This window comes from Citrobacter sp. RHBSTW-00029 (assembly GCF_014104295.1).
GTDB classification, from domain to species: Bacteria; Pseudomonadota; Gammaproteobacteria; order Enterobacterales; family Enterobacteriaceae; genus Citrobacter; species Citrobacter youngae.
This window is the reverse complement of sequence record NZ_JABXRT010000001.1, coordinates 2963748-2986982: the sequence shown is the minus strand read 5'-3', so window position 1 is coordinate 2986982 and position 23235 is coordinate 2963748. Positions and strand designations below refer to the sequence as shown.

Sequence of the window (23235 nt, the reverse complement as noted above, 5' to 3'; positions counted from 1 at the left end):
GGATAAGGCGTTTTACGCCGCCATCCGGCACGTAACATTAACTGGCAGTAGCAACGTCACCTGCAGGCGGCGTTTCAATCAGCTCCAGCATAGTCCGGGCGATTTCACGTTCACCCATCACCACCTGATTGGCACCACGTTCAGTGATGTACTCAACCTCATCGTCATAATGGGCGCGGGCGATAATCTCAATCGACGGGCACTTCTGACGCGCACAAGCGACAATCTCACCGGCTTCGTAACCATTTGGAATGGTCAGCAGCAGCCAGCGTGCGCAATCCAGATGCGCCAGATTCATAATTTCTTCGTTAGCCGCATTACCGAGTACGGCACGGATCCCGCGCTCACGCAGTTCATCCACGCGGGTACGCGATGTTTCAATAACGACCAGCGGGATACCCGCCGCCATCAGCTTTTCACCCAACAGGCTGCCGACACGACCAAAACCGACCAGCAGTGCATGATTACAAATATCAACCGGGATCTGCTTCTCTTCTTCGATGGCCTCTTCCAGCGTCTGCTCTTCCAGCGTTTCGGTTTTGGCGAGGTATTTCTCTAATACAGCAAACAGTACCGGGTTGAGCATAATGGAGAGAATCGCACCTGCCAGCACCAGGTTTTGCCCGGCTTGAGGTAACAGGTTCAGCGCCATTCCCAGACCCGCCAGGATAAAGGCAAATTCACCAATCTGCGCCAGGCTGGTAGCAATGGTGAGCGCCGTACGCTGAGAGTGCCCAAACAGGCGTACCAGGAAGTAGGCGGCGACGGATTTACCGAAGATAATAATCGCCAGCGTGCCCAGCACGGCCAGCGGCTGCTGGATCAGGACTAACGGATCAAACAGCATCCCGACGGAAACAAAGAACAGCACGGCGAAAGCATCGCGTAGCGGTAGGGTATCGTGCGCCGCACGGTGGCTCAATTCTGATTCATTCAGCACCATACCGGCAAAGAACGCGCCCAGTGCAAAGGAGACATCGAACAGCTCTACTGCGCCAAAGGCGATACCTAATGCGAGGGCGAGGACTGACAGGGTAAACAGTTCGCGGGAACCTGTTGCGGCGCTGCGGGCCATAATCCACGGCACCAGCCGGCGACCCACCAGCATCATAATAGCGATAAATGCTACGACCTTGCCGATGGTAATGCCCATATCGACGGCCAGCGAAGTAAAGCCGACGTTTTCTTTTTCCAGCATTCCGGCGACAGCAGGCAGGAGAACCAGCGTCAGCACCATCATCAAATCTTCGACAATCAGCCAGCCAATCGCGATTTGCCCGCGCTGGCTATCAATGAGCTGCCGTTCTTCAAGCGCACGTAACAGCACCACGGTACTGGCGGTTGAAAGACACAGCCCAAAGACGATACCGACCATCAGCGACCAGCCTAATACGGCTGAAAGCGCCATACCCAGCAGCGTCGCCACGGCGATTTGGGCGATAGCGCCGGGAATGGCGATGGACTTTACCGCCATTAAATCCTTCAAGGAGAAGTGCAGCCCCACGCCGAACATCAGCAGGATAACGCCAAGCTCCGCCAGTTCAGGGGCAAGCTTGGTATCAGCAACAAAACCAGGTGTAAATGGACCGGCCAGAACGCCCGCTAACAGATATCCCACCAGAGGAGAAATACGTAGTTTATTGGCAATCATGCCTAATATAAAAGCGAGCACAAGGCCGCCGACAATGGTGGTGATAAGCGGGGTGGCGTGATGCATTCCGTCTCCTTTGGTTGCTGTGTTGATCCTGAAAACCCAAATTCCGAGTAATAGTTTATGACAATTTTAATGTTTATGTTTATGAATAATTATTGAATTTTGATGAAAATAGGATTTTAAGCGTAAAAAAGCACGGATCGGAAAACTACGGGGGGATGTATGAGGCAAAGGCTGATGATCACTGTAAGTGATGACGGCCAAAGTTTACTTTTGGCCGTCAGAAAATCAGGCTTTATGTCGGTTATCAGGTAAGAATATGGTCAGTATCCCCAGAAGAGGCAGGAAAGCACATATTTTATAGACCAAATCGATACTGGTATGGTCGGCAATCAGCCCTAACACCGCGGCACCCAAGCCGCCCATGCCGAAGGCAAAACCGAAAAATAGCCCAGAAACCATACCGATACGGCCCGGAAGCAGCTCCTGCGCGTAGACCAGAATGGCAGAAAAGGCCGATGCAAGGATAAAACCAATAATCACGGTTAAAATCCCAGTCCATTCAAGGGTTGCATAGGGCAAAATGAGGGTAAACGGCGCTACGCCGAGGATAGAGCCCCAAATAACGTATTTTCTGCCAATCTTATCACCTAATGGCCCACCAATTACCGTCCCGGCCGCAACGGCAAACAGGAAGGCAAACAGGTGGAACTGAGCATTTTGTACCGATAATCCGAATTTTTGCATCAGATAAAAGGTGTAATAGCTACTGATGCTCGCCATATAGAAGTATTTGGAGAAAATCAGCACCAGCAGAATCCCCACCGCCAGTACCACTTTATTTCGTGGTAGCGGATTGACGATGGCGACCTTTGGCTTTCCTTTACTCATCCGATGTTGTGCGGCGTACCAACGGCTAATCTGTGCCAGTACCACAATCGCCAGCAGGGCCGCCAGTACGAACCAGGCCACATTACCCTTACCGTATGGCGCGATGATGACAGCGGCCAGTAGCGGCCCCAGAGAACTACCGAAGTTACCACCGACCTGGAAAATAGATTGAGCCAGCCCATGACGGCCACCGGAGGCCATACGCGCCACGCGAGAGGATTCCGGATGGAATACTGAAGACCCGGTACCAACCAGCGCTGCGGCGAGCAAGACCATATGGAAACTGCCTGCCATCGCCAGTAGCACAAGCCCACTCAGCGTGAAGCACATTCCAATCGGTAGCGACCATGGCATTGGGTATTTGTCCGTCCAGTAGCCGACAACCGGTTGCAGCAGCGAGGAGGCGAGCTGGAAGGTTAGCGTAATCATCCCGATCTGCATAAACGTCAGTGAAAACTCTGACTGTAAAAGCGGATAAATCGCCAGAATCAGCGATTGGATCATATCGTTTAGCAGATGAGAGAGGCTGATCGCCCCTAAAATGCCAAATGAGGTGCGTGCTTTAGCAACCGACGCTGACGCGCCAGCCACTGGCTGGGTTGGTTCACTTATTGCCATAGAAAGTCACTTCTGTTTGGGTTGCGATTATGAGGGTAATCTAATTTGTTATTATTACCTGACTAACATACCTGCGGAAGATGTTTGAAGGAAGTCTCATTTCTGAAAACATTTTCGGTTATTATTTCATATCATTGTAATTTCAGTCGTTGATTTTGGCTCAGGGAGAGAAATATGACGTTTTTGAAACGGGGCGTGGCGCTGGCGCTATTAGCCGCATTTACGCTGGCAGGTCAGCCTGCACAGGCGTACGAAAAAGATAAAACCTATAAAATTACCATTCTACATACCAACGATCATCACGGTCACTTCTGGCGTAGTGAATACGGGGAATATGGGCTGGCGGCGCAAAAAACGCTGGTGGACGGTATTCGTAAAGCGGTGGCTGAGGAAGGGGGCAGCGTACTGCTGCTTTCCGGCGGTGACATTAATACCGGCGTACCGGAGTCCGATCTGCAGGATGCGGAACCTGATTTTCGCGGCATGAACCTGATTGGCTATGACGCGATGGCGGTCGGTAACCACGAGTTTGATAATCCGCTGACCGTCTTGCGCCAGCAGGAAAAATGGTCCAAATTTCCGTTTCTCTCGGCCAATATTTATCAGAAAAGCACCGGCGAGCGTTTATTTAAGCCGTGGGCCATCTTTAAGCGCCAGGATTTAAAAATTGCCGTACTCGGTTTAACCACTGACGATACGGCGAAAATTGGCAACCCGGAGTTCTTCACCGATATTGAGTTTCGCAAACCTGCGGAAGAAGCAAAGCTGGTTATCCAGGAACTCAATATGAATGAAAAGCCAGACATCATTATCGCGACCACCCATATGGGGCATTATGACAACGGCAATCATGGCTCGAACGCCCCTGGCGATGTCGAAATGGCGCGTAGCCTGCCCGCTGGGGCGCTGGCGATGATTGTGGGGGGTCACTCACAGGATCCGGTGTGTATGGCTGCGGAAAACAAGAAGCAGGTGGATTACGTCCCGGGGACGCCGTGTGCGCCAGATAAGCAAAATGGGATCTGGATTGTACAGGCGCATGAGTGGGGGAAATACGTGGGGCGGGCGGACTTTGAGTTCCGCAACGGCGAAATGAAAATGGTTAACTACCAGCTCATCCCCGTTAACCTGAAGAAAAAAGTGACCTGGGACAACGGTAAAAGTGAGCGCGTACTCTACACTCCGGAGATTGCTGAAAATCAGCAAATGCTTTCGCTGCTGACGCCGTTCCAGAATAAAGGTAAAGCGCAGCTCGACGTGAAAATCGGCAGCGTCAATGCGCGTCTGGAAGGCGACCGTAGCAAAGTCCGTTTCGTGCAAACCAATATGGGGCGCTTGCTGCTGGCTGCGCAAATGGCGCGAACCAGCGCTGATTTTGGCGTGATGAGCGGCGGCGGCATCCGTGACTCCATCGAAGGCGGCGATATCACCTATAAGAGCGTGCTGAAGGTACAGCCGTTTGGCAACATCGTGGTGTACGCCGATATGAGCGGGAAAGAAGTGATTGATTATCTGACCGCGGTGGCGCAAATGAAGCCGGACTCCGGGGCCTATCCGCAGTTTGCCAACGTCAGCTTTGTGGCGAAAGACGGCAAGCTTAACGATTTGAAAATCAAAGGCGAGCCCGTTGACCCAGCCAAAACCTATCGTATGGCAACGCTGAGCTTCAACGCCACCGGCGGTGATGGTTATCCGCGTATTGATAACAAACCAGGCTATGTGAATACCGGGTTTATTGATGCGGAAGTGCTGAAAGAGTACGTGCAGAAGAACTCACCGCTGGATGCCAGTATGTATGAGCCGAAGGGTGAGGTGAGCTGGCAGTAACAGGGCTATTTTGTTCGCCATTTTGAACACGGGCAGTGCTCGGAATCCTCACGTACTTCATGTACGCTCCGGTTCCTGCGCGCTGGCCGAGTCCAAACTGCCTTCACCAATAACGCCCTGTTGAGTATTCGATTTGTAGGCCTTAAAGCTGCGCGCCATCAGGCAGTCATTCTATAACCGCTTAATCCCGGCGGGCGATATCGGCGAATTTCGCATCCAGAATTTTCGCCAGATCGCTCGCTGCCAGTTCGATGTCCAGTCCGCGTTTGCCGCCGGAAACATAAATGGTGTCAAACGTTTGGGCTGGCGCGTCGATAAGCGTCGGCAATCTTTTTTTCTGCCCCAACGGGCTGATACCGCCTACCAGATAGCCGGTAGTGCGTTGCGCGACCATGGGGTCGGCCATATCGACCTTTTTGGCGCCCAAAGCTTTGGCAACCTTTTTGAGATCCAGTTGACCGGCTACCGGTGTGACGGCAACCGCCAGATGTTTCATATCGCCATTCACGGCAACCAGCAGCGTTTTGTAGACCTGATCCGCATTCAGTCCTAATTTACGGACCACTTCGTCGCCAAAATTCGTCTCGGACGGATCGTGATCGTAGGTGTGGATCTGAAAAGAAATTTTGTTTTTTTCGAGTAGTTTAACGGCGGGTGTCATAGCAATTTTTCCTGGCCCAGACAAAATACGCCATAAGCATACGCCTGATGGCGGTGGAAAAAATAGTACCATCTTGCGCAATAGTATTGGCAGGATGATGACTTTGAGCGACAATCGACCTACACCGATGCTTTAAGCGTCGGCATAATAATAATGATGAAATTCCTCTTTGACGGGCCAATAGAAATATTGGCCATTTTTTTATCGCATCATCTCCGGTAAGTTTCCCTCTCCATATAGATGCAGTGCGCCCACAGCGACCACATAGTGGCCCGCAGGCATTGCCTTGAGTTTGTCCCGCCAGGCCTCATTACGCTGGTGCATGAGTACGTCATATAACGACTGGCTGAATGTGTTGGGTAATGTGAGTTCGCCATTTTGTGGTGGTGATTCAAGCCACCAGCCCATCATTTGTTGCAGCAACCTGGCGTTGGTATGCCAGTGCGTCAGGGTATCGTCGAGCAAAGCCAAACCGTTATCAGGCAATTGGCATAACAGGTCGATTTGGCTGGAGGCGCCTTCCAGTTCAATAATGGGTTTTTGCGTCTGTTTAGCCGCTTTGAGCAGTTGGTAGTCAATGCCATATTCCGCCCGTAATCCCAGCTGTTGCGCCTGCGTGGCTTGTAAGATCATGGCAATTTGCCACAGGGGTTGAGTCGAAAATAGGGAAGGGGAAATACCGAGATCGGCAGAAACTTTTTGCAGATTGCGCAACTGCTCTTCGCTGATGCGTTCTTTCAGCGTGGCAAAGGCCGGAAGATTGGCAAACGGAGTATCGTCACCGGAGACATCGGCTTCGACAATCAGTGCGTCAGCGTGGCTGAGTTTTTTCAGTAATCTGGCAGGCAGAGGGGCCATACCCCGGCTACCCATATGAATACTGCCGATCAGATGAAAATGGCGGTTGCCAGGCAAAGAGATATCGATGGCCGGCCAGGTATAATGGTTACCGCGCAGTGCAGACCATAATGCTTTTACCCGGTATAACAAATCCATACGGCCTCCCTTGAGTAGACTTCCATGCTAGCGCGTGGTCCAGGAAGGTGCAATCCGTGAATCGTTGAATGGCGACGCGAAATCGTCTTATCCGGCCTACATTATCACCTACTTTTTGTAGGCCGGATAAACGAGAGCGCCGTTCGGCAAAGGGTTACTCTTTCGGTTTAAAGCGCAGCAGTCGGTTGGCGTTGCTCACCACGGTAATAGAAGAGAGCGCCATCGCCGCTCCGGCAACTACCGGGTTCAGCAGGGTTCCGGTGAACGGCCACAGAATCCCGGCGGCAACGGGGATACCGATGCTGTTGTAGATAAATGCGCCGAGCAGGTTCTGCTTCATATTACGCAGCGTTGCCCGCGAGATAGACAGCGCATCAGCAACGCCCATCAGGCTATGACGCATCAGCGTGATCGCAGCGGTCTCAATCGCCACATCGCTGCCTCCGCCCATTGCAATACCCACATCGGCCTGGGCCAGGGCAGGGGCATCGTTAATGCCGTCACCGACCATGGCGACCTGACGTCCCTGGCTCTGCAGACGTTTAATGGCTTCCGCTTTACCGTCTGGCAGTACGCCGGCTATCACCTCATCAATACCTGCTTCTTTGGCAATAGCATTGGCCGTCGTTGGGTTATCGCCGGTGAGCATCACCAGACGATAGCCGGCGCGGTGCAGACGCTGAAGCGCTGCCACGCTGTCGCTGCGCAATGGGTCACGTACCGCTAACAAGGCTGCCGCTTGCCCGTCAATGGCTAACAGCACCGGGGTTGCCCCCTGGGAAGCCTGAACCGTGATCTCGGCTTCCATTTCGGTGGTAGCAACGTGCTGTTCGTTGAGCAGCGCCTGGTTACCCAGTAATAACGTATGGCCTTCAGCTTCCCCGCTGACGCCTAAACCGCGCAGCGTACGGAAACCATTGACCTGCGGCAGCGTCACATCGCCCGCCTTATCCATAATCGCCCGGGCCAGCGGATGGCTGGAACCCTGTTCAAGGGCCGCTGCCAGGCGAACAGCCAGCGCTTCGTCGGTATTGCCGAACGTTTTGATGGCGACAACCTGCGGTTTACCTTCGGTCAGCGTCCCAGTCTTGTCAAAGACGACGGTATCAAGCGTGCTGGCGCGTTGCAGCGCATCGGCATCGCGTACCAGTACCCCAAACTCAGCGGCACGCCCCACGCCGGAAATAATCGACATCGGCGTTGCCAGACCCAACGCACACGGGCAGGCAATAATCAGGACGGTGGTGGCGATGACCAGCGTATAAACAATCTGCGGCGCCGGGCCAAAGAAATACCAGATAGCGGCACTCACCAGCGCGATCACCACCACCACCGGAACGAACACCGAGGAGATACGGTCGGCCAGCTTACCAATCTCGGGCTTACTGCTTTGCGCCTGACGCACCATGCGAATAATGCGTGACAGCGTGGTGTGGCTGCCAACAGCGCTGGCGCGGAACAGTACGCTGCCGTCCTGGACGACCGTACCGGCGTGGACGCTATCGCCTTCGCCTTTTTGTTGCGGAATCGGCTCACCGGTCAGCATCGCTTCATCCAGCCAGGCTTCGCCCTGGGTAATTTCGCCATCGACCGGAACGCGGTCGCCGGTGGTCAGGCGCAGTAACATTCCGGCCTGAACGTCTGCCAGCGGTACGTTCTTTTCACCTTCGTCAGTAACGACGCGTGCGGTCGGCGGCGTCAGATCGAGCAGTTTTTCCAGCGCTTTGGACGAGCGCTGGCGAGCCCGCGCTTCCAGCATGTGTCCGAGGTTAATCAGACCAATAATCATGGCGCTGGCTTCATAATAGAGGTGTCGCGCTTCCATCGGGAACCACTGCGGCCAAAGGTTGACGCTCATGGAATAGAGCCATGCCACCCCCGTGCCCAGCGCGACCAGTGTATCCATGGTTGCGGTGCCGTTCATCAGGCTTTTCCACGCGCTGCGGTAGAAGTGACCGCCTGCGAAGACCATCACGGCGAGTGTTGCCAGACCAATTACCAGCCACAGGCTACGGTTGTCGGCACTCACCATCATGTTATCGCCAATCATTCCCCATACCATGACCGGGATACCCAGCAGCAGCGCGACGGCCGCCTGCCAGCGAAAACGTTTCATGGTTGCCACGGCGGTTTCTTGCTGACGCTCGCGGCGCTTAGCATCATCTTCAATGGCTTCTGCGCCGTAGCCCGCTTTTTCAACCGCCTGCACTAAATCTGCGGCGGAGGCACTGCCCATTACCAGCGCAGTGCGTTCCGCCAGGTTTACCCGTGCTTGGGTGACACCCGGTACGCTTTGCAACGCATTTTGTACACGGGTCACACAACTGGCGCAGCTCATGCCGTTTAACAGCAACTGTTGGCTGTCATCATCAGCCGTAGCTGCCGGAAGCTCGGAAGGGACCGCTGCCAGTGCTTCCGACGGGATTGATGACTCCGTCAGCGGTTTAGCCTTTGGGTGGCTTAACTCCGCGCCGTAACCGGCTTGTTTGATGGTTTCAATCAGCGCTTCTGCGCTGGCGCTCCCGGTAACATGCGCTTCAGTCACAGTGACATCCGCTTGCTCAACATCCGGACGTTGTTCCAGACTTTCTTTAACGCGTTTTACGCAGTGACCACAGGACAAACCGTCCAGGGTTAGATCGATTGTTTGAGACATAACCAACTCCTTCATTGCAGGTTTAACTGACTGTGATAAAGGTTAAACCTTCCAGCAAGGGGAAGGTCAAGGGTGTTTTTAGAAAAGATGAAAAAAGGGGCGAAGGGGAAAAAACGGGAACGTCACCTCAGAGCGTTCCCGGTCTGTTATTGATTGAGAACGATAAGCGGCGTTCGATGCTCCGGTTCATTTATGACCGTGAGATCGGCACCGTACAGCGCGTTCAGCGCCCGTTGCTTCAGGACATCCTGCGGATACCCGTTATCAACAATCCTGCCGCGCTCCATCAATACCACGCGGTCGGCATAACGCGCTGCGAGGTTGAGATCGTGCAGGACGCAGCAGACGCTAAACTGCCGTTCACGCACCAGACGACGCAGCAGACGAAAAAGGTGCTGCTGGTGGTGAATATCCAGGGCGGAAGTGGGTTCATCGAGAAACAACCATTTGGGCCGAGGCTCGGGCTCCCAAAGCTGAACCAGCAGACGTGCCAGCTGTACCCGCTGTTGTTCTCCTCCCGACAGATGCCGATAATCGCGCGCGGCCAGCGCCTGGCAGTCACACAACGTCATGATGTGTTCCGTTTCATCGCCCGTATTGCGCGTGCGATACGGATGCCTGCCCATGCGGATAACCTCCTGCACGCTAAACGGGAAGGCCATATGACTGTTCTGGCGCATCACGGCACGGGTTTTTGCCAGCTCGGTGATTGACCATTCGTTCAGCGGCTTGCCGAATAAGCTACAGCGCCCACTGTGAGGTTGCAGATAACCCGTGAGCTGGCGTAGCAGTGTCGATTTCCCGGCGCCATTCGGGCCAAGGATCGCGACGATCTCTCCTTGGGGTAGCGTCAGGGAAACATCGTCGGTCAGTCGTCTCCCCTGAATGTTGTAGATCAGATTTTCTGCGACGATCATGACACCCTCCGGCTACGCAGGATTAACCACAGAAAATACGGTCCTCCGATCAGGCTGGTTAACAGGCCAACGGGCATTTCGGCAGGCTGCACCAGAGTGCGGGCCAGCGTATCGGCAATCAGGAGTAGACAGGCGCCCGCCAATGTAGAGCAGGGAATCAACCAGCGATGATCGGCGCCGGTAGTCATTCTGATCAGATGCGGGATCACCAGGCCTATAAAGCCAATTACGCCGCTGACGGAAACGGCAGCACCAACCAGTAGCGAGCTGAGCACCAGTAACTGCTGGCGCTTACGTTTGACGTTCACGCCGAGGTAATGCGCCTCTTCATCGCCCAATTGCAGCAAATTAAGCGTGCCCGCCATACAGACGGTGATAGCAATGGCTGGAAGAACAAAGGTACTGGCAACCAGCAGCGTTGGCCACTGGGCCTGGCCTAGATTGCCCATCATCCACAGTGTAAGTTGACGTAGCTGCTGCTCATCGCCCACATAGCTCAGCACGCCAATAGCCGAACCGCACAGAGCATTGATAGCGATGCCGGCTAACAGCAGTTGCATCATTCCGCCGTGGTTATGCCGCTGGCTTATCAGGAAAATAATCGTGCAGACCACCATGCTGCCCGCGACGGCAAAAATCATCTGCTCATACAGCACCAACACCACGGGAAACGAAAAGGGGATAACTATCGCGATGCCGACCATCAGCGCGGAGCCGCTACTGACGCCAAGCAGGCCAGGATCGGCCATCGGATTGCGAAAAAGCCCCTGCATAATGACCCCTGCCGTTGCCAGCGCTGCGCCTACCAGAACGGCCAGCAACACGCGGGGCAGGCGGATGTTCAACCAGATGTCACGGTATTCGTCGTTGAACAGCGCGCTGAAGCTAATGTTCAGCGCCCCCTGGCTGGCTCCGAAGAGCATCAGAGCGACCAACAACAGAGAAAGACCCGTCAGAATGCTGACGGAAGAAAGCGAGTCCTTAAGCACGCAACGCTCCATAACGTCTTTGCGGCGCGAAGTTCCCGCGCCGCGAGGGGTTTACGCGGGTTTCAGTCCTGGCTCAACCAAACTGTAAATCTGGTTATTGAGTGACGGAGCTGTAGCCAGTTCGTGAATGTGCCTGGCAACATCTGCGCGCATCACAAAACCATGGCACTCCTCGGCCTGTATCCGTTGCGCCTGACCTGTGGCTGCACCGTTCAGTAAACCGCCGGGGCGGAGAATGGCGTAGTCCAGTTGACTGGTTTGTAACCAGCTTTCAGCCAACGATTTTTCCCGTACAGCCTGACCAAATGCGGCCCTGGCGCGTGGGGATAAAAAGGGCCAACTGTCGCCACAGCCAAGCGAAGTCACCAGAATCATGCGTTTGATCTCCGCTTTTTCTGCTTCATCAATGACGGTTCTGTGCGCCAGATAATCCTCGGCACCGCCCATGGAGGAGATCACCGTGGCATGTTGACCCGCTGCGCGACAGGCACAGGCGGTGACCTGGCTGTCGCAGGCGTCGCCAATGAAGACCTGCACTCCTTTTTCCTGCAACCCGGCAGCGACCTGCGCGTTGCGAACGACGGCAATCACCGGACGTTGTTCCGCCAGTGCGAGTGCCAGCGTTTTCGCGCCGACGCCGCTACCACCCGCACCAAAAATGAGCCATGGAGCCATCAGGCATGTTCCTTTAAGGATGAAGACAGCGCGTGAAAGGCGCTGACCTGGTCGGCCAGTAGCTGACGATGCTCATCCCGACCGAGGAAAATTTTGAACATAGCGCTACCCGCCTGGTTAAAGAAGAGAATGGACGCGGTGTCCATGCCCATAAATTTGCGTTCAATCAGGGCGATATGCGTGCAGTTTTCTGCCTTGATATGACCGGTCATGCCTTTTTTGCCGCGCAGGTTGAAGTAACCGTGGCGGTGGAATCCTGAAGGTAATTCACCCGTGAATTCCAGTATGACATCAGCAGTATGGACCAGGGTGGTGACTTTGCCCCATTCGCTGACGGTTTCCCAGACGGTATCAAATTGACTGCCGGAAACCAGCGTCGGGGAGGGGAGGTTTTTCACCACCTCCAGCAGCGTGGTGTTGTACTGGGCTGCGATAGCTTCCAGCGTACCGTCCGGCTCAGTTTTCAAAAAATCCTGTAAAGAGACATGGCTCATACTTCACTCCTTTTATGGTTGCTCTACCGCAATACGCGGCGCGTTAAGTGTTTGAATCAGTTCATCAAGAGACTGCAAAATATTGCTCGCCCAAAAACGCCCTTCATTGGTCAGGCGCAAACAGGTACTGGCATCTCGCGTCAGTCCTGCGTGATGCCACTGGGTCAGTAGCGGGGCCAGTTTTTGTGCATGAGGCGTCAGTTCATCCAGCGGGACGCGGGCCGTTTCGATACCGGCCTGGAGGGTGTGTCGCCACTGGAAACCACGCTCGGCGGTGCGCATCATCATCATGAGCGGTTTTTTTCCGGCGACGATGGATTCATGCCATGTGGTCAGATTGCGCTCGACCATCCAGGAATAGCCATTGACCGACCCTCCTGCGCCAGAGCCGAATGCCAGACAGTCTGCTCCCTGTTTAATCAGCAGGTTGTACAAATTGCGTTCCCGCGTGGTTCGCGCCCAGTGGCTGTTGCTGATGCAGCGCCAGCCCGCGTTGTCCATAAAATCGCAGCCCTGAAGATAGAGATCGCGGCGTTCGGCAGGGGAGGGAACCGTTGTACGCCCGGTTTCAACCGCTTTGCCAAGCGGTGTATTAGGGATCAGGTTCAGCGCATAAAGATCTACACCGTCGAGGCCGATGTCGCGAGCAATCGCCAGATCCTCGCCCCACACCTTTGCGTCCTGTCCTGGCAGACCAAACAGCAGATCGCACACCACGGCGGCTCGATCCCGTTTTACCAGCCCCTGCATAAAGGCCGTCGCGGTCGGGCAGTCCGAAGTGCGCGCCATTTTTTTGCGGATCCGGCTGTTAAAAGACTGAATACCGATCGAAAATCGATTGGCGCCAGCGTCAAGGCAGGCATCTATTCGCGCATCGTCAAAATTGAGTACCCGCCCCTCAATAGTGATTTCGCAGTCCGGCGCCAGAGGTAGCTTGTCACGCAGTGCGGTGATGATTCTGGCCAGATCCCGTGCCGACAGCGCAGACGGTGTACCGCCGCCAAAATAGACGGCGTGAATCGGGGCCGACTGATGCAATGGGCTATCGGCTTCCATCTCTATTTCGCGCAGCAGCGCGTTGGTATAGCGGGCGCAGTGATCCTCTTCAAACCGGTTTTGATAAAACCCACAGAAAGTACAATGTGTTGCACAAAAAGGGATATGCAAGTACACCAACCGTTTCCGCGGTGGGGTTGGCTGGCTGATGACCTCCTGCCAGGTTTGTGACAATAGCTCTTTGGCAACCGGGATCGCCCCACGCCAGGGCATCGTGGCGCGGCGATCCTTAAAGGGCTTACTTCCCTCGAGCGCAAAATGCGCGGTGAGATCCAGCGAGTGTTCAGTTTTCATTGTTCTTTATAAATCCAGTTAGTGAGGCCAGAATTGCTGGTGCAGGGCTTCAACCGCATCGGCGACGCGCGGCCCCATACCCAGAATCAGCGCCTGGTCTACCGCCACAATGCGCTGGTTTTTCCAGGCCGCAGTGTGGGTAATACCGGCTATTGCGCTCAGACGAGCCAGACCACCATCCACCATTTGCGACGTCACCACGATCACCTCTGGGTTGGCGGCGATCAGCGATTCCGCGCTGTAGCTTTTGTACTGCGCGTGAGTGGCGACATTTTGTGCGCCCGCAAGGGTCATAATGGCATCGGCAACGCTACCCTTGCCGGCGACCTGTGGCGCGCTGCCGCCAGCGGAGAGAATGAACATGGCTTTGACCGGCGCGTTTTTTGCTGCCACGCTGTGCTGAACGCGATCCAGACGTTGACGAATGCGATCGATCAACGTCTCACCTTGTTTGGGAATGCGCAGGGTTTGAGCCAGTTCCCGGATGTTGGCGTACATTTGCTCAACGGTGGCCGGTACGCGCGGCAACGTCACGACGTTAACTTTTTGCGCCCGCAGCTGATCCAACACGATTTGAGGGCCTGCATCCTGCCAGGTGATAAAGCTGTCCGGATGCAGCGATAAAATGCCCTCGCTGTTTAACTGCTTCCAGTAGCCGATATGCGGGAGTGCGGCAGTTTCGGGCGGATACGAGGTGGTTTCATCGACGCCGACCACCCGGTTGCCGACACCCATGGCGTAAATCAGTTCGCTAAGCGATCCGCCCGCCACCACCAGGCGGTCGGCGGACTGGGCACTAAAAACGCAGGCGAGGCTCAGTAAGCCAATCAAGAGATTTTTCATCGTCAGAAATTCCACGCAAAGCCAATGGCGGCATTGAAACCAGCGTCTGGAATAGATTCATGCGCGGTTCTGTAACGCTTGTCGGTCAGGTTGTTGAGCGCGAGGTTGACCTGATACTGATCCTGCGGACCGAACTCGGCGTTGAATGCGAGGTTAAGCGTGGCCCAGCCCGGGTAGTTGATTTCCGTGGTGCCGGTATTATCTTTGGCGCTGGACGCCGCGCGGATAAAGACATCGGACGTCAGGTTAGCGACGTTCATCAACCAGGTATGTTTCAGGCCGACGCGCCCGGTCAGCGTAGGTTCGCCGGTATCCCAGGTTTTAAGGGTATTGCCTTCGTACTGACGGCGAATAAGATTACCGCTCAGGTAAGGTGATACCGCCCAGCCGTTGTATTCTGCGGTGAGTTCCATGCCCCAGGTTTTGGCCCGATCGATGTTGTCGTAGTAGTAATAGCCGCCCCGTGAAGAGGTGGTATTACCGCTGCATACGGGTTGACCTGAACAAGCCAGACTGGCGATATAGTCTTTAGCTTCGGAGTAATAAATGGCGCCGTCTATCAGCCACATATTCCCTTTATACCGCGCGCCCAGCTCATAGTTATTCGAGTGTTCCGCCTTCAGGTTTGGGTTGCCGTAGGTCACGCTGCCGCCTGCGGACGTCTGTGTGAACAACTGAGTCAGCGTAGGGAAGACATAGCCCTGGGCATATGCAGCCCGGAGTTCAAGATCTTTAAAACCGGAATAGCGTAGGCTGGTTGAGGTCACCAGTTCATCATCGTGAACGGAATTTCCTCCGGTGGATTGCCAGGTGCTGCCGCTGCTTTGCAGGGTTTGCGTATCGTTGCGATTGAGCTTCGAAGACAGCCAGTACTGGCGGGCGCCCACGGTCCACGTCCAGTCATCGGCAAAGCGCCAGTCGTTTTGCGCGAACAATGAGGTGTTGCTTTGCTCCGCTTCGTTGTATGACAGGGTACGGGTTTGCGTATCGAAGAAGCCGGTAGCCGCGGTCTGGCGCGTGCTGCCGTCCGTGTCCTGTTTTATTTTGTCATGCTGGTACTGAGCGCCAATCACCAGCTCGTTGTTAGCAGGCAGGGAGAAGTTGCTCTGTAGCGTTACCCCCTGGGTATACTGTTTGTCGTTGGTATTGGTCTGATTGCTGACCGTCAGCGCTTTAATCATCGGGCTGGGGATAACCTGGGTCGTTTTGACCCGGTTTTCAAATTTGCGCTCTATTGTCTGGGTGTATGCGTCAACATGGATGTTCTTCAGGTAATCCCCATCGGCCGCGTAGTCGTAGAAAAGACCGATTTTCTCGCGTTCCAGCTTAGGAATTTTGACGCTAAAGTCGTCGAACTGGCCTTCCGGATCGTCAAACCAGGTTTGAGTGGACAGTTTGTAACGATCGAGGGAGAGTCCGATTTTGTGGCGATCGAAGTTGTAACCCAGCCACACGCCCTGGCCGTTATTACGGAAATTGGTGTCGGGCAATCTTCCGTCAGGTGTGTCGCGGTCGCCCTGGTCGGAATAGCTGCCATTGATGCGGTAGTCAAAGTTTCCGATGCTGCCCCAGGCCGCTGCTGATTCTTCCCATCCTGCCGTTGCGGAGTTATAAACAGCCTTAACGCTGCCGCCGAGGGGCTTATCGCCGCCTTTTTTGGTAATAAAGTTCACGACGCCGCCAATCGCCTGCGAACCGTAGAGGACAGAATAGGGGCCTTTGACCACTTCAATCCGTTCCAGCGCGGATTCGTCAATCAGCAAACCGGCTCCGTAGTTTTGTCCGGCACGTTGGTAACTGACGACCTGGCCGTCGATCAAAATCAGCACCCGCGAAGAGGCTTCGCCACGGATACGAATTTGTTTCCGCCCTGCGAGGGCGTTATCGGTGACTTCGACGCCGGGAATATCTTGTAAATCATCAGCAATAGAAACGCTGGTGGAATTTTGCAGCGTCTGGCGATCGATAACCTGGATGGTTGCCGGGCTATCCCAAAGACTACTTTCTGTGCGGTTAGCCGTGACGATCACCGTGTCTTCGTCGGACGTAGAAGCGTGTGCTGGAGAGGTAGCTGCAAAAGCGGCGCCGGACATGCATAATGTCAGGGCTGAAAGAATAAATGGCCTTTGGTTATTCCGTGGCAACATAAGAGAACCTTTATTGAATGTAAATGATCATCATTATCATTCGCGTTTATATATAAAATTGTTTCCCTTTGTTCAAGATGAAAGATGTAGAACCAATATATCTTTTGATTTGAGTCAATTTCGTGCAGTCATTAAATGCATAAATGTGATCTGAATCGGATATAACAATGTGAATTAAAAGGATTTGCGCATCGCGGTGATGGTGGAAAATGTGCAGAGTTCTCGGGTAAATCATTACGACAATCTGGGCTATAATGGGGCTCAGTACCAACAAGATCCGCGGGGGAAATGTGAATATTAGCGATGTTGCGAAAAGAACCGGTTTGACCAGCAAAGCGATACGCTTTTATGAAGAAAAAGGCTTAGTGACGCCGCCGCTGCGTAGCGAAAATGGTTATCGCACATACAACCAACAGCATCTGAATGAACTGACGCTGCTGCGCCAGGCACGCCAGGTGGGTTTTAATCTCGAAGAGTGCGGCGAACTGGTGAATCTGTTTAACGATCCGGCGCGTCATAGCGCAGATGTGAAAAAGCGTACCTTAGAAAAGGTCGCGGATATTGAGCGGCATATCAGCGAGCTGCAGGCCATGCGCTTGCATTTGCTGGCACTGGCGGAGAGTTGCCCTGGCGATGACAGCGCCGAATGCCCGATAATCGATAACCTCTCCGGCTGCTGCCACCATAAAGCGAAGGCTTAACGGCGAGGGGGATTAAGCATAAATACCACCGTGCCGCGGTACCACGGGGATTTCTCAAGCTGCGCTTCAGCCTGCGGGTCCCGGCTACCGTTTTGCACCAGCCCCAGCTTAAACGGAATGCGCAGACGACTGAGTGCAGGCAGATACGCCTGATAATTCGTTACCGTATGACGGCCCTGATAGCTCTGGACCACCAGTTCATCGACCGCCAGCGCATTCAGCGTGGCGACGTCGCCCGTTTTTGCCCAATCCAGAAGTCCAGTCACGCCAAGCGCGAACTCGGCCGGTAGCTGTTGGCGTAATTGCTGCAGAAAGCGGGCGTAATCGGCAAGCTGATGGGTCGCCGCGTCAAAATCAACCTGCAGGCCGACCACGTGATTCCCGGCGGTCTGCCAGCGTTGCATCAATCTGATGATGCGAGCCGGGAGCGCCTCCGGTACGTCGAGCGTGGTAAAGCGCACGGTCAGCCAGATTGAGGGAAAAGACAGGCGGCTGACCGGCAGCCCGAGACGCTGGAAAACCACGTTACCCGAACGAATCAGCACCTCACCCTGATGCAGATAGACCGTTTGTGCGTCTTTCAGCTCATCACTGGCCTTCACGCCGGACCACAGCCAGAAGGCCGGATGTTCACGGGTGGCGACGATATCCGCCGCCTGTGCCTGTCCGACCAGCAGCGCGGTTACCAGTAGTATTTGAGTTTTTGCGCCCACGGACTTCCCGGATATTGCGTTTTCAGTTGGGTGAACCAGCCTTTACGCTGCAGTTTATCCACTTCCTCACCGCCGCACTCGTTAGAACCTGACGGCGCATAGCACATGATGGCGCGATACAGCGCGAAGCTCTTGTCTTCAACCTCTGCTTTTGGCGAAGTGATTACCTGCTGATAGTAGCTTTGCCTGTCGAACTGGCCGAACGGCTCCTTGCGCGAGATTGCTGATTCAAGTACATCGTTACCGGCGCTGTTTTTCCACAAATCAACGTGGGTTTGCGTGGTGCGGAAGAATTCGCCTAAGCAGTTCAGCGCGTGGGCATCATCCGCTTTTTTGCTCAATACCGTTACCGTTTCATTGAGGATGCGACAGGTGTAACCGGCTTGAGCGGCATCGCCATTCCAGTCGAAAATACTCAGATTAACGTCAGCAAACGCGTCGCCAATAACCGGTGGGGTAATGGCGCTGGCCAGCTTTCTGTCATTCAACCAGTCGCCAAAGCGGTTTTCGGTAAGATCTCGTACCAGCAGCGTATGCAGGGCGATGGTACGCTCTTCATTGTTAGGTCCATGGACGGCCTGCTGGCGCAGCAGTTCAGGCGAGGCCTGTGTTTTAAGTATCTGCGAGCGAAAACGCAGGTTGGTGACTGCGCTTTCTGGGGCAAAAACCGCTGCCACGTCGCCGCTATAAACCAGCGTTGCGGCGAGCTTAGCCTGTACATACTGCTGCTGTTCGTTGTCCTGGCTGAGTTTTAGCAACTGCTGCCAGAAATCACGCGCCGCGCGCCAGTTCTTCTGGCCCATCAGCGCTTCGCCGTACAGTACCTGTTCACTGAAGGCGAGCGTATCGTGAGCGGCAAGTTTCTGCGCTGGCGTAACGGCCTGAATAATCGCCGCGTAGTTCTCCGTCGCCAGCCACAGATTCAGTTGCAGATCGCGCCATAGCGGTAGTTTTTGGCTCTGCTCAAACACCGGTTTGCTGGCATCGAGCTGCGCCTGGGTCAGCGTGGGTTTACTGTTGTTATCCAGACGCAGCGCGCGCAGTAGTTCGATATAGCTGACATGCGGCGCATCGGGGAATGCTTCCACCACGGACTGTTCGTAGAACGCCATACCGTAGACATTATCGTATTCGATGACAATTTCACGCAGTTGCCGAGCGTCAGCCGACTGCTGGAGCGTCTGCTCATACAACCCGGCCAGCTGCGGCCACGCCTGTAAATACCAGTTGATGCGACGCAGCATACCGCGCGCGGAGTCGGCATACAGGCCTTGCGGGTAACGTTGCAGATAGGCCTGCGCCTGTGTCTGAGCCTGAGTCGCGTCCTCGCGGTTAATTTTTGCAATATCAAAATCGCCGTACTCGCCCACGCTGTTCTGGCTGCTCTTGTTCAACGCCGCACGCATCAGCATGTATTGCGCGGTCTCTGCCAGCCACGGATGCTCACTTTTGGCAAGCTGAGTAAAATCCCGTTCGGCGCTGGCATAATCACCGGCATAGAAACTGGCGGCCGCGGCCAGATAATTTTTATAGGACAGAGCGGGTGAATCAGCCGGGAGAGTGGCAAGTGAAGACTCAATTTGCTCGCGGGTTGCCCCGGATAGCAGCCCCGTACGCGCCTGGGCTAAGGCCTGGCGCTGTTCCGCCGTTAACGTCGAGTCGGCCAGCAGTGCGGCAAAAAACGCGCTGACGCTCTCGGTGTTATTCGAAACATGACGGTTCTCAAGCTCAGCGTCGTTGACGTTTATTTCGTCTGCGCGAATGTTCAGTTCGGCCATCTGTTGAGAGAGTGGGCTGTTTTCGCCGGATGCCGGAGCAGCGGTTGGCTGCGGGGAAGCCTCATCCCACTGCGGGTGATAGGCAAAATAGAAATCCCGGGAGCGGGTGATATCCGCTGGCATTGATTGCACCGGCAGAGCAAATGATTTTTCCTGGCTCAGCAGCCGCAGCAGGTTATCGCGGCTGTCGTTATTCGGATTAAAGGTCGGCGTGCCTTTCAGCAGGCAGCTGTCGTCGCTCCATTTGCAGTCTTCCATATCGAAAGAGGCGAATGCCTGCGGGGCGGCGGTTAATAACGTGCAAAGGGCAAAGGCAAGGGGTGTCTTCCTGACCATAGTCTTATTTCCTGTCTTTTTAGTGTGATACCGCTTTAATAATCAGGGTTATCCCTTCAACGGCAATGACTTCAACCTGCGTTCCGGCGCTCAAATCGTCAGGGGCGCTGACGGGCCAGGAACTGTCGCCGACGCGCATATGTCCACGGCCATTGACCAGGCCAGTTTCCAGAATAAATCGTCGGCCAACCAACTGCTGCCCGCGCTGGTTAAGATGGCTGTCGGCGGGTCTCTGCTCCTGAACGCGCCTTGCCAGCCATTTCCACCACAGCCAGGCCGCCAGTAAGGTGAGGGCGGCGAACATCGCACCCTGCCATGCCCAGTCAAGCGGAACGAGCCAGACGACCAGACCGGTAATCACCGCCGCTACGCCGCTCCACAGCAGGTAGCCGTTACCGCCCAGCATCTCGGCGGCGAGTAGCAAACCGCCGAGGCTGAGCCAGAAGATGTGCGGGTGCACTAGAATCATCGCTATCATGATTTTTTCCGCTCGCTGGCGCTGTCCTTAACCAGTTCTGCGATCCCGGCAATGGAGCCCATCAGGCTGCTGGCATCCAGCGGCATCATCACCACTTTGCTGTTATTTGACGAACCGATGTGTTGCAGCGCTTCGGTGTATTTCTGCGCCACGAAGTAGTTCACTGCCTGAATATCCCCGGCGGCAATGGCCTCCGAAACCATCTGCGTTGCGCGAGCTTCAGCTTCTGCCGAACGTTCACGCGCTTCAGCCTGTAAAAACGCGGACTGGCGTTCACCTTCCGCTTTAAGGATCTTCGACTGCTTCTCACCTTCGGCCTTGACGATTTCTGCCTGACGGATCCCTTCGGCTTCAAGAATGTAGGCGCGCTTGGTACGTTCGGCTTTCATCTGCGCGTTCATCGCGTCGATAAGTTCTGCCGGAGGACGCACGTCGCGGATCTCGATACGGGTGATTTTGATGCCCCAAGGATTCGTGGCTTCATCAACAATATGCAGCAGGCGCGTGTTGATGTTGTCGCGTTGGGAGAGCATTTCATCGAGTTCCATCGAACCGAGAACGGTACGAATGTTGGTCATGGTCAGGTTGATAATCGCCAGTTCCAGATTGCTGACTTCATAGGCCGCTTTCGGCGCGTCGATCACCTGAATAAAGCACACGGCATCAATGGCGACGTTGGCGTTATCTTTGGAAATGACTTCCTGAGAAGGGATATCAAGCACCTGTTCCATCATGTTGATCTTACGACCAATGCGGTCCATGAACGGCACAACAAGGCTTAAACCCGGTTGCAGGGTTTTGGTGTAACGGCCAAAACGCTCTACCGTCCACTGATATCCCTGCGGGACGATTTTGACGCCAGCACCGACGATGACCAGCGCGACAAAAATAAGAATAGGAATAAAAATGAGCATTGATGAAACCTCCTGTTGTGCTGTCCTTTACTGCCTCATTAATCAAATTATACCCGATTAATCAAGGGGGGTTCCCTTATAATAAATTACAGGCATAGACTGTCTGCACGAAAGATGTAAAAAAGGGATGGGTAATGGAAGAAAGCAGCATTCTGCTTCAGTTAAAAAAAGTCGCATGGCAGGCAGGGGAGACGCAGGTTCTCAATAACATCTGTTTTGATCTCCGCGCCGGAGAATTTAAGCTGATTACCGGCCAGTCCGGCTGCGGGAAAAGTACGTTACTCAAGATTGTGGCGTCATTAATGAGTCCGACTGCCGGTGAAATTCTCTTTGAAGGCAAGGATATAGCTACCCTCAAGCCGGAAACGTATCGCCAGCAGGTCTCTTATTGCGCGCAAACGCCCGCTTTGTTTGGTGACACCGTTTACGACAACCTCATTTTCCCCTGGCAAATCCGTAATAAACGTCCGGAGCCGGATGCGTTTCTGAGCGATCTGGCCCATTTTGATCTCCCCGAGACGATCCTCAAAAAAAGCATCAATGAGTTGTCCGGTGGCGAAAAGCAGCGCGTCTCGCTAATTCGTAATTTGCAGTTTCTGCCCAAAATCCTGCTGCTTGATGAAATCACCAGCGCGCTGGATGAGGCTAATAAACGTAATGTGAACGAATTAATTCACCACTATGTTCGTGATAAGAATATTGCGGTGCTGTGGGTGACGCACGACAAAGATGAAATTACGCATGCGGATAATGTCATAACCCTTCAACCGCACGCCGGAGAAATGCAGGAAGCACGCAATGAACGAGCATAATATTACCAATGAGTCCCTGGCATTAGCGATGATGCTGGTGGTGGTGGCAATCCTGATTAGCCACAAAGAAAAACTAGCGCTGGAGAAAGATATTCTCTGGAGCGTTTGCCGGGCAGTGGTTCAGCTTATTATCGTCGGCTATGTGCTGAAATATATTTTTGGCGTTAACCACAGTATTCTGACCTTACTGATGGTGCTGTTTATCTGCTTTAACGCGGCTTATAACGCACAAAAGCGCAGTAAATATATTGATAAAGCTTTCCTCTCGTCGTTTATCGCTATCACGGTGGGGGCGGGGCTAACGCTGGCGGTGCTGGTTTTGTCTGGCTCTATCGAGTTCACGCCGATGCAGGTCATCCCGATCTCCGGCATGATTGCAGGCAATGCGATGGTAGCAGTGGGGCTGTGTTACAACAATCTGGGGCAGCGGTTTAACAGCGAACAGCAGCAAATTCAGGAAAAACTCAGCCTCGGCGCGACGCCGAAAGTGGCCTCCGCGGCGCTGATTCGCGACAGCATTCGCGCCTCGCTGATCCCAACGATCGACTCTGCTAAAACGGTAGGGCTGGTGAGTTTACCGGGGATGATGTCCGGATTGATCTTCGCGGGTATTGATCCAGTAAAAGCGATTAAGTATCAGATTATGGTGACGTTTATGCTGCTTTCTACCGCCAGCCTGTCGACCATTATTGCCTGCTACCTGACTTATCGGAAATTCTACAATTCGCGCCACCAATTAGTCGTAACGCATTTGAATAAGACGTGATGTGATGCCGGATGGCGGC

General features: G+C 54.2%; 20 protein-coding genes. 4 read left to right on the top strand and 16 right to left on the bottom strand.

Annotation, left to right across the window (positions count from 1 at the left end; all coding sequences use genetic code 11):
* Positions 1–37: 37 nt before the first annotated feature.
* Complete coding sequence (ybaL, locus tag HV041_RS14685; RefSeq protein WP_121584310.1) at positions 38–1717, bottom strand: YbaL family putative K(+) efflux transporter; 1680 nt, start codon at positions 1715–1717, stop codon at positions 38–40.
* Between the two features lie 225 nt (positions 1718–1942).
* Positions 1943–3163: a fosmidomycin MFS transporter gene (fsr, locus tag HV041_RS14680; RefSeq protein ID WP_121584311.1), complete on the bottom strand. Its 1221-nt coding sequence runs from the start codon at positions 3161–3163 to the stop codon at positions 1943–1945.
* 174 nt (positions 3164–3337) lie between these two features.
* On the opposite strand from fsr, the gene ushA reads away from it, so the two are divergent.
* A complete protein-coding gene (ushA, locus tag HV041_RS14675; RefSeq protein WP_121584312.1) occupies positions 3338–4990 on the top strand; it encodes a bifunctional UDP-sugar hydrolase/5'-nucleotidase UshA in 1653 nt (550 codons plus the stop codon).
* Between the two features lie 181 nt (positions 4991–5171).
* On the opposite strand, the gene ybaK is transcribed toward ushA, so the two are convergent.
* From ybaK to HV041_RS14625, 10 genes are all read right to left on the bottom strand, one after another.
* Positions 5172–5651: a Cys-tRNA(Pro)/Cys-tRNA(Cys) deacylase YbaK gene (gene ybaK, locus HV041_RS14670; protein ID WP_003021794.1), complete on the bottom strand. Its 480-nt coding sequence runs from the start codon at positions 5649–5651 to the stop codon at positions 5172–5174.
* A gap of 201 nt (positions 5652–5852) precedes the next feature.
* A complete protein-coding gene (locus HV041_RS14665; RefSeq protein WP_121584313.1) occupies positions 5853–6647 on the bottom strand; it encodes a TraB/GumN family protein in 795 nt (264 codons plus the stop codon).
* 154 nt (positions 6648–6801) lie between these two features.
* On the bottom strand, positions 6802–9303 hold the full coding sequence (gene copA, locus HV041_RS14660) for a copper-exporting P-type ATPase CopA (protein ID WP_121584314.1): 2502 nt from the start codon (positions 9301–9303) through the stop codon (positions 6802–6804).
* A 146-nt stretch (positions 9304–9449) separates the two neighbouring features.
* The gene (locus HV041_RS14655; RefSeq protein ID WP_121584315.1) at positions 9450–10220 is read right to left on the bottom strand and encodes a heme ABC transporter ATP-binding protein; all 771 of its coding nucleotides are present in this window, start codon (positions 10218–10220) and stop codon (positions 9450–9452) included.
* Positions 10217–11209, bottom strand: coding sequence for an iron ABC transporter permease (locus HV041_RS14650; RefSeq protein WP_121584316.1), 993 nt, complete (start codon positions 11207–11209; stop codon positions 10217–10219). Before HV041_RS14650 ends, HV041_RS14655 begins: the two co-directional genes overlap by 4 nt.
* Before the next feature lie 51 nt (positions 11210–11260).
* On the bottom strand, positions 11261–11884 hold the full coding sequence (gene chuY, locus HV041_RS14645) for an anaerobilin reductase (protein WP_048212395.1): 624 nt from the start codon (positions 11882–11884) through the stop codon (positions 11261–11263).
* The gene (gene hutX, locus HV041_RS14640) at positions 11884–12378 is read right to left on the bottom strand and encodes a heme utilization cystosolic carrier protein HutX (protein ID WP_003847520.1); all 495 of its coding nucleotides are present in this window, start codon (positions 12376–12378) and stop codon (positions 11884–11886) included. The genes chuY and hutX overlap by 1 nt, the downstream gene beginning before the upstream one ends.
* 12 nt (positions 12379–12390) lie before the next feature.
* Positions 12391–13728, bottom strand: coding sequence for a heme anaerobic degradation radical SAM methyltransferase ChuW/HutW (gene hutW, locus HV041_RS14635; RefSeq protein ID WP_182294238.1), 1338 nt, complete (start codon positions 13726–13728; stop codon positions 12391–12393).
* Between the two features lie 18 nt (positions 13729–13746).
* Positions 13747–14571: an ABC transporter substrate-binding protein gene (locus HV041_RS14630; RefSeq protein WP_048212393.1), complete on the bottom strand. Its 825-nt coding sequence runs from the start codon at positions 14569–14571 to the stop codon at positions 13747–13749.
* Positions 14572–14573: 2 nt separating this feature from the next.
* Positions 14574–16718, bottom strand: coding sequence for a TonB-dependent receptor (locus HV041_RS14625; protein WP_121584318.1), 2145 nt, complete (start codon positions 16716–16718; stop codon positions 14574–14576).
* Between the two features lie 290 nt (positions 16719–17008).
* Between HV041_RS14625 and cueR the strand changes: the two genes are divergently transcribed.
* Entirely contained in the window at positions 17009–17419 is a 411-nt protein-coding gene (gene cueR, locus HV041_RS14620; protein ID WP_003021822.1) for a Cu(I)-responsive transcriptional regulator, read from the top strand.
* On the opposite strand, the gene HV041_RS14615 is transcribed toward cueR, so the two are convergent.
* The 4 genes from HV041_RS14615 to HV041_RS14600 are packed head-to-tail and all read right to left on the bottom strand — an operon-like array spanning position 17416 to position 21638.
* On the bottom strand, positions 17416–18132 hold the full coding sequence (locus HV041_RS14615) for a DUF3142 domain-containing protein (protein ID WP_165712226.1): 717 nt from the start codon (positions 18130–18132) through the stop codon (positions 17416–17418). The two genes, cueR and HV041_RS14615, sit on opposite strands and share 4 nt — an antisense overlap.
* A complete protein-coding gene (locus tag HV041_RS14610) occupies positions 18102–20246 on the bottom strand; it encodes a hypothetical protein (RefSeq protein WP_121584320.1) in 2145 nt (714 codons plus the stop codon). The genes HV041_RS14615 and HV041_RS14610 overlap by 31 nt, the downstream gene beginning before the upstream one ends.
* A 19-nt stretch (positions 20247–20265) precedes the next feature.
* Positions 20266–20724, bottom strand: a complete 459-nt coding sequence (locus tag HV041_RS14605) for an NfeD family protein (protein WP_121584321.1) — start codon at positions 20722–20724, stop codon at positions 20266–20268.
* On the bottom strand, positions 20721–21638 hold the full coding sequence (locus HV041_RS14600) for an SPFH domain-containing protein (protein WP_003021835.1): 918 nt from the start codon (positions 21636–21638) through the stop codon (positions 20721–20723). Before HV041_RS14600 ends, HV041_RS14605 begins: the two co-directional genes overlap by 4 nt.
* A 134-nt stretch (positions 21639–21772) precedes the next feature.
* On the opposite strand from HV041_RS14600, the gene fetA reads away from it, so the two are divergent.
* Together fetA and fetB are read left to right on the top strand one after the other, a co-directional pair.
* The gene (fetA, locus tag HV041_RS14595; protein WP_121584322.1) at positions 21773–22450 is read left to right on the top strand and encodes an iron ABC transporter ATP-binding protein FetA; all 678 of its coding nucleotides are present in this window, start codon (positions 21773–21775) and stop codon (positions 22448–22450) included.
* On the top strand, positions 22437–23216 hold the full coding sequence (gene fetB / locus HV041_RS14590) for an iron export ABC transporter permease subunit FetB (protein WP_121584323.1): 780 nt from the start codon (positions 22437–22439) through the stop codon (positions 23214–23216). Before fetA ends, fetB begins: the two co-directional genes overlap by 14 nt.
* The last annotated feature ends 19 nt before the right edge of the window (positions 23217–23235 follow it).

What these genes read in the sequence shown, in the direction of transcription:
- ybaL (WP_121584310.1), bottom strand. Translation starts at nt 1,717, where the DNA reads ATGCATCACGCCACCCCGCTTATCACCACCATTGTCGGCGGCCTTGTG.
- fsr (WP_121584311.1), bottom strand. Translation starts at nt 3,163, where the DNA reads ATGGCAATAAGTGAACCAACCCAGCCAGTGGCTGGCGCGTCAGCGTCG.
- ushA (WP_121584312.1), top strand. Translation starts at nt 3,338, where the DNA reads ATGACGTTTTTGAAACGGGGCGTGGCGCTGGCGCTATTAGCCGCATTT.
- ybaK (WP_003021794.1), bottom strand. Translation starts at nt 5,651, where the DNA reads ATGACACCCGCCGTTAAACTACTCGAAAAAAACAAAATTTCTTTTCAG.
- HV041_RS14665 (WP_121584313.1), bottom strand. Translation starts at nt 6,647, where the DNA reads ATGGATTTGTTATACCGGGTAAAAGCATTATGGTCTGCACTGCGCGGT.
- copA (WP_121584314.1), bottom strand. Translation starts at nt 9,303, where the DNA reads ATGTCTCAAACAATCGATCTAACCCTGGACGGTTTGTCCTGTGGTCAC.
- HV041_RS14655 (WP_121584315.1), bottom strand. Translation starts at nt 10,220, where the DNA reads ATGATCGTCGCAGAAAATCTGATCTACAACATTCAGGGGAGACGACTG.
- chuY (WP_048212395.1), bottom strand. Translation starts at nt 11,884, where the DNA reads ATGGCTCCATGGCTCATTTTTGGTGCGGGTGGTAGCGGCGTCGGCGCG.
- hutX (WP_003847520.1), bottom strand. Translation starts at nt 12,378, where the DNA reads ATGAGCCATGTCTCTTTACAGGATTTTTTGAAAACTGAGCCGGACGGT.
- hutW (WP_182294238.1), bottom strand. Translation starts at nt 13,728, where the DNA reads ATGAAAACTGAACACTCGCTGGATCTCACCGCGCATTTTGCGCTCGAG.
- HV041_RS14630 (WP_048212393.1), bottom strand. Translation starts at nt 14,571, where the DNA reads ATGAAAAATCTCTTGATTGGCTTACTGAGCCTCGCCTGCGTTTTTAGT.
- HV041_RS14625 (WP_121584318.1), bottom strand. Translation starts at nt 16,718, where the DNA reads ATGTTGCCACGGAATAACCAAAGGCCATTTATTCTTTCAGCCCTGACA.
- HV041_RS14610 (WP_121584320.1), bottom strand. Translation starts at nt 20,246, where the DNA reads ATGGTCAGGAAGACACCCCTTGCCTTTGCCCTTTGCACGTTATTAACC.
- HV041_RS14605 (WP_121584321.1), bottom strand. Translation starts at nt 20,724, where the DNA reads ATGATAGCGATGATTCTAGTGCACCCGCACATCTTCTGGCTCAGCCTC.
- HV041_RS14600 (WP_003021835.1), bottom strand. Translation starts at nt 21,638, where the DNA reads ATGCTCATTTTTATTCCTATTCTTATTTTTGTCGCGCTGGTCATCGTC.
- fetA (WP_121584322.1), top strand. Translation starts at nt 21,773, where the DNA reads ATGGAAGAAAGCAGCATTCTGCTTCAGTTAAAAAAAGTCGCATGGCAG.
- fetB (WP_121584323.1), top strand. Translation starts at nt 22,437, where the DNA reads ATGAACGAGCATAATATTACCAATGAGTCCCTGGCATTAGCGATGATG.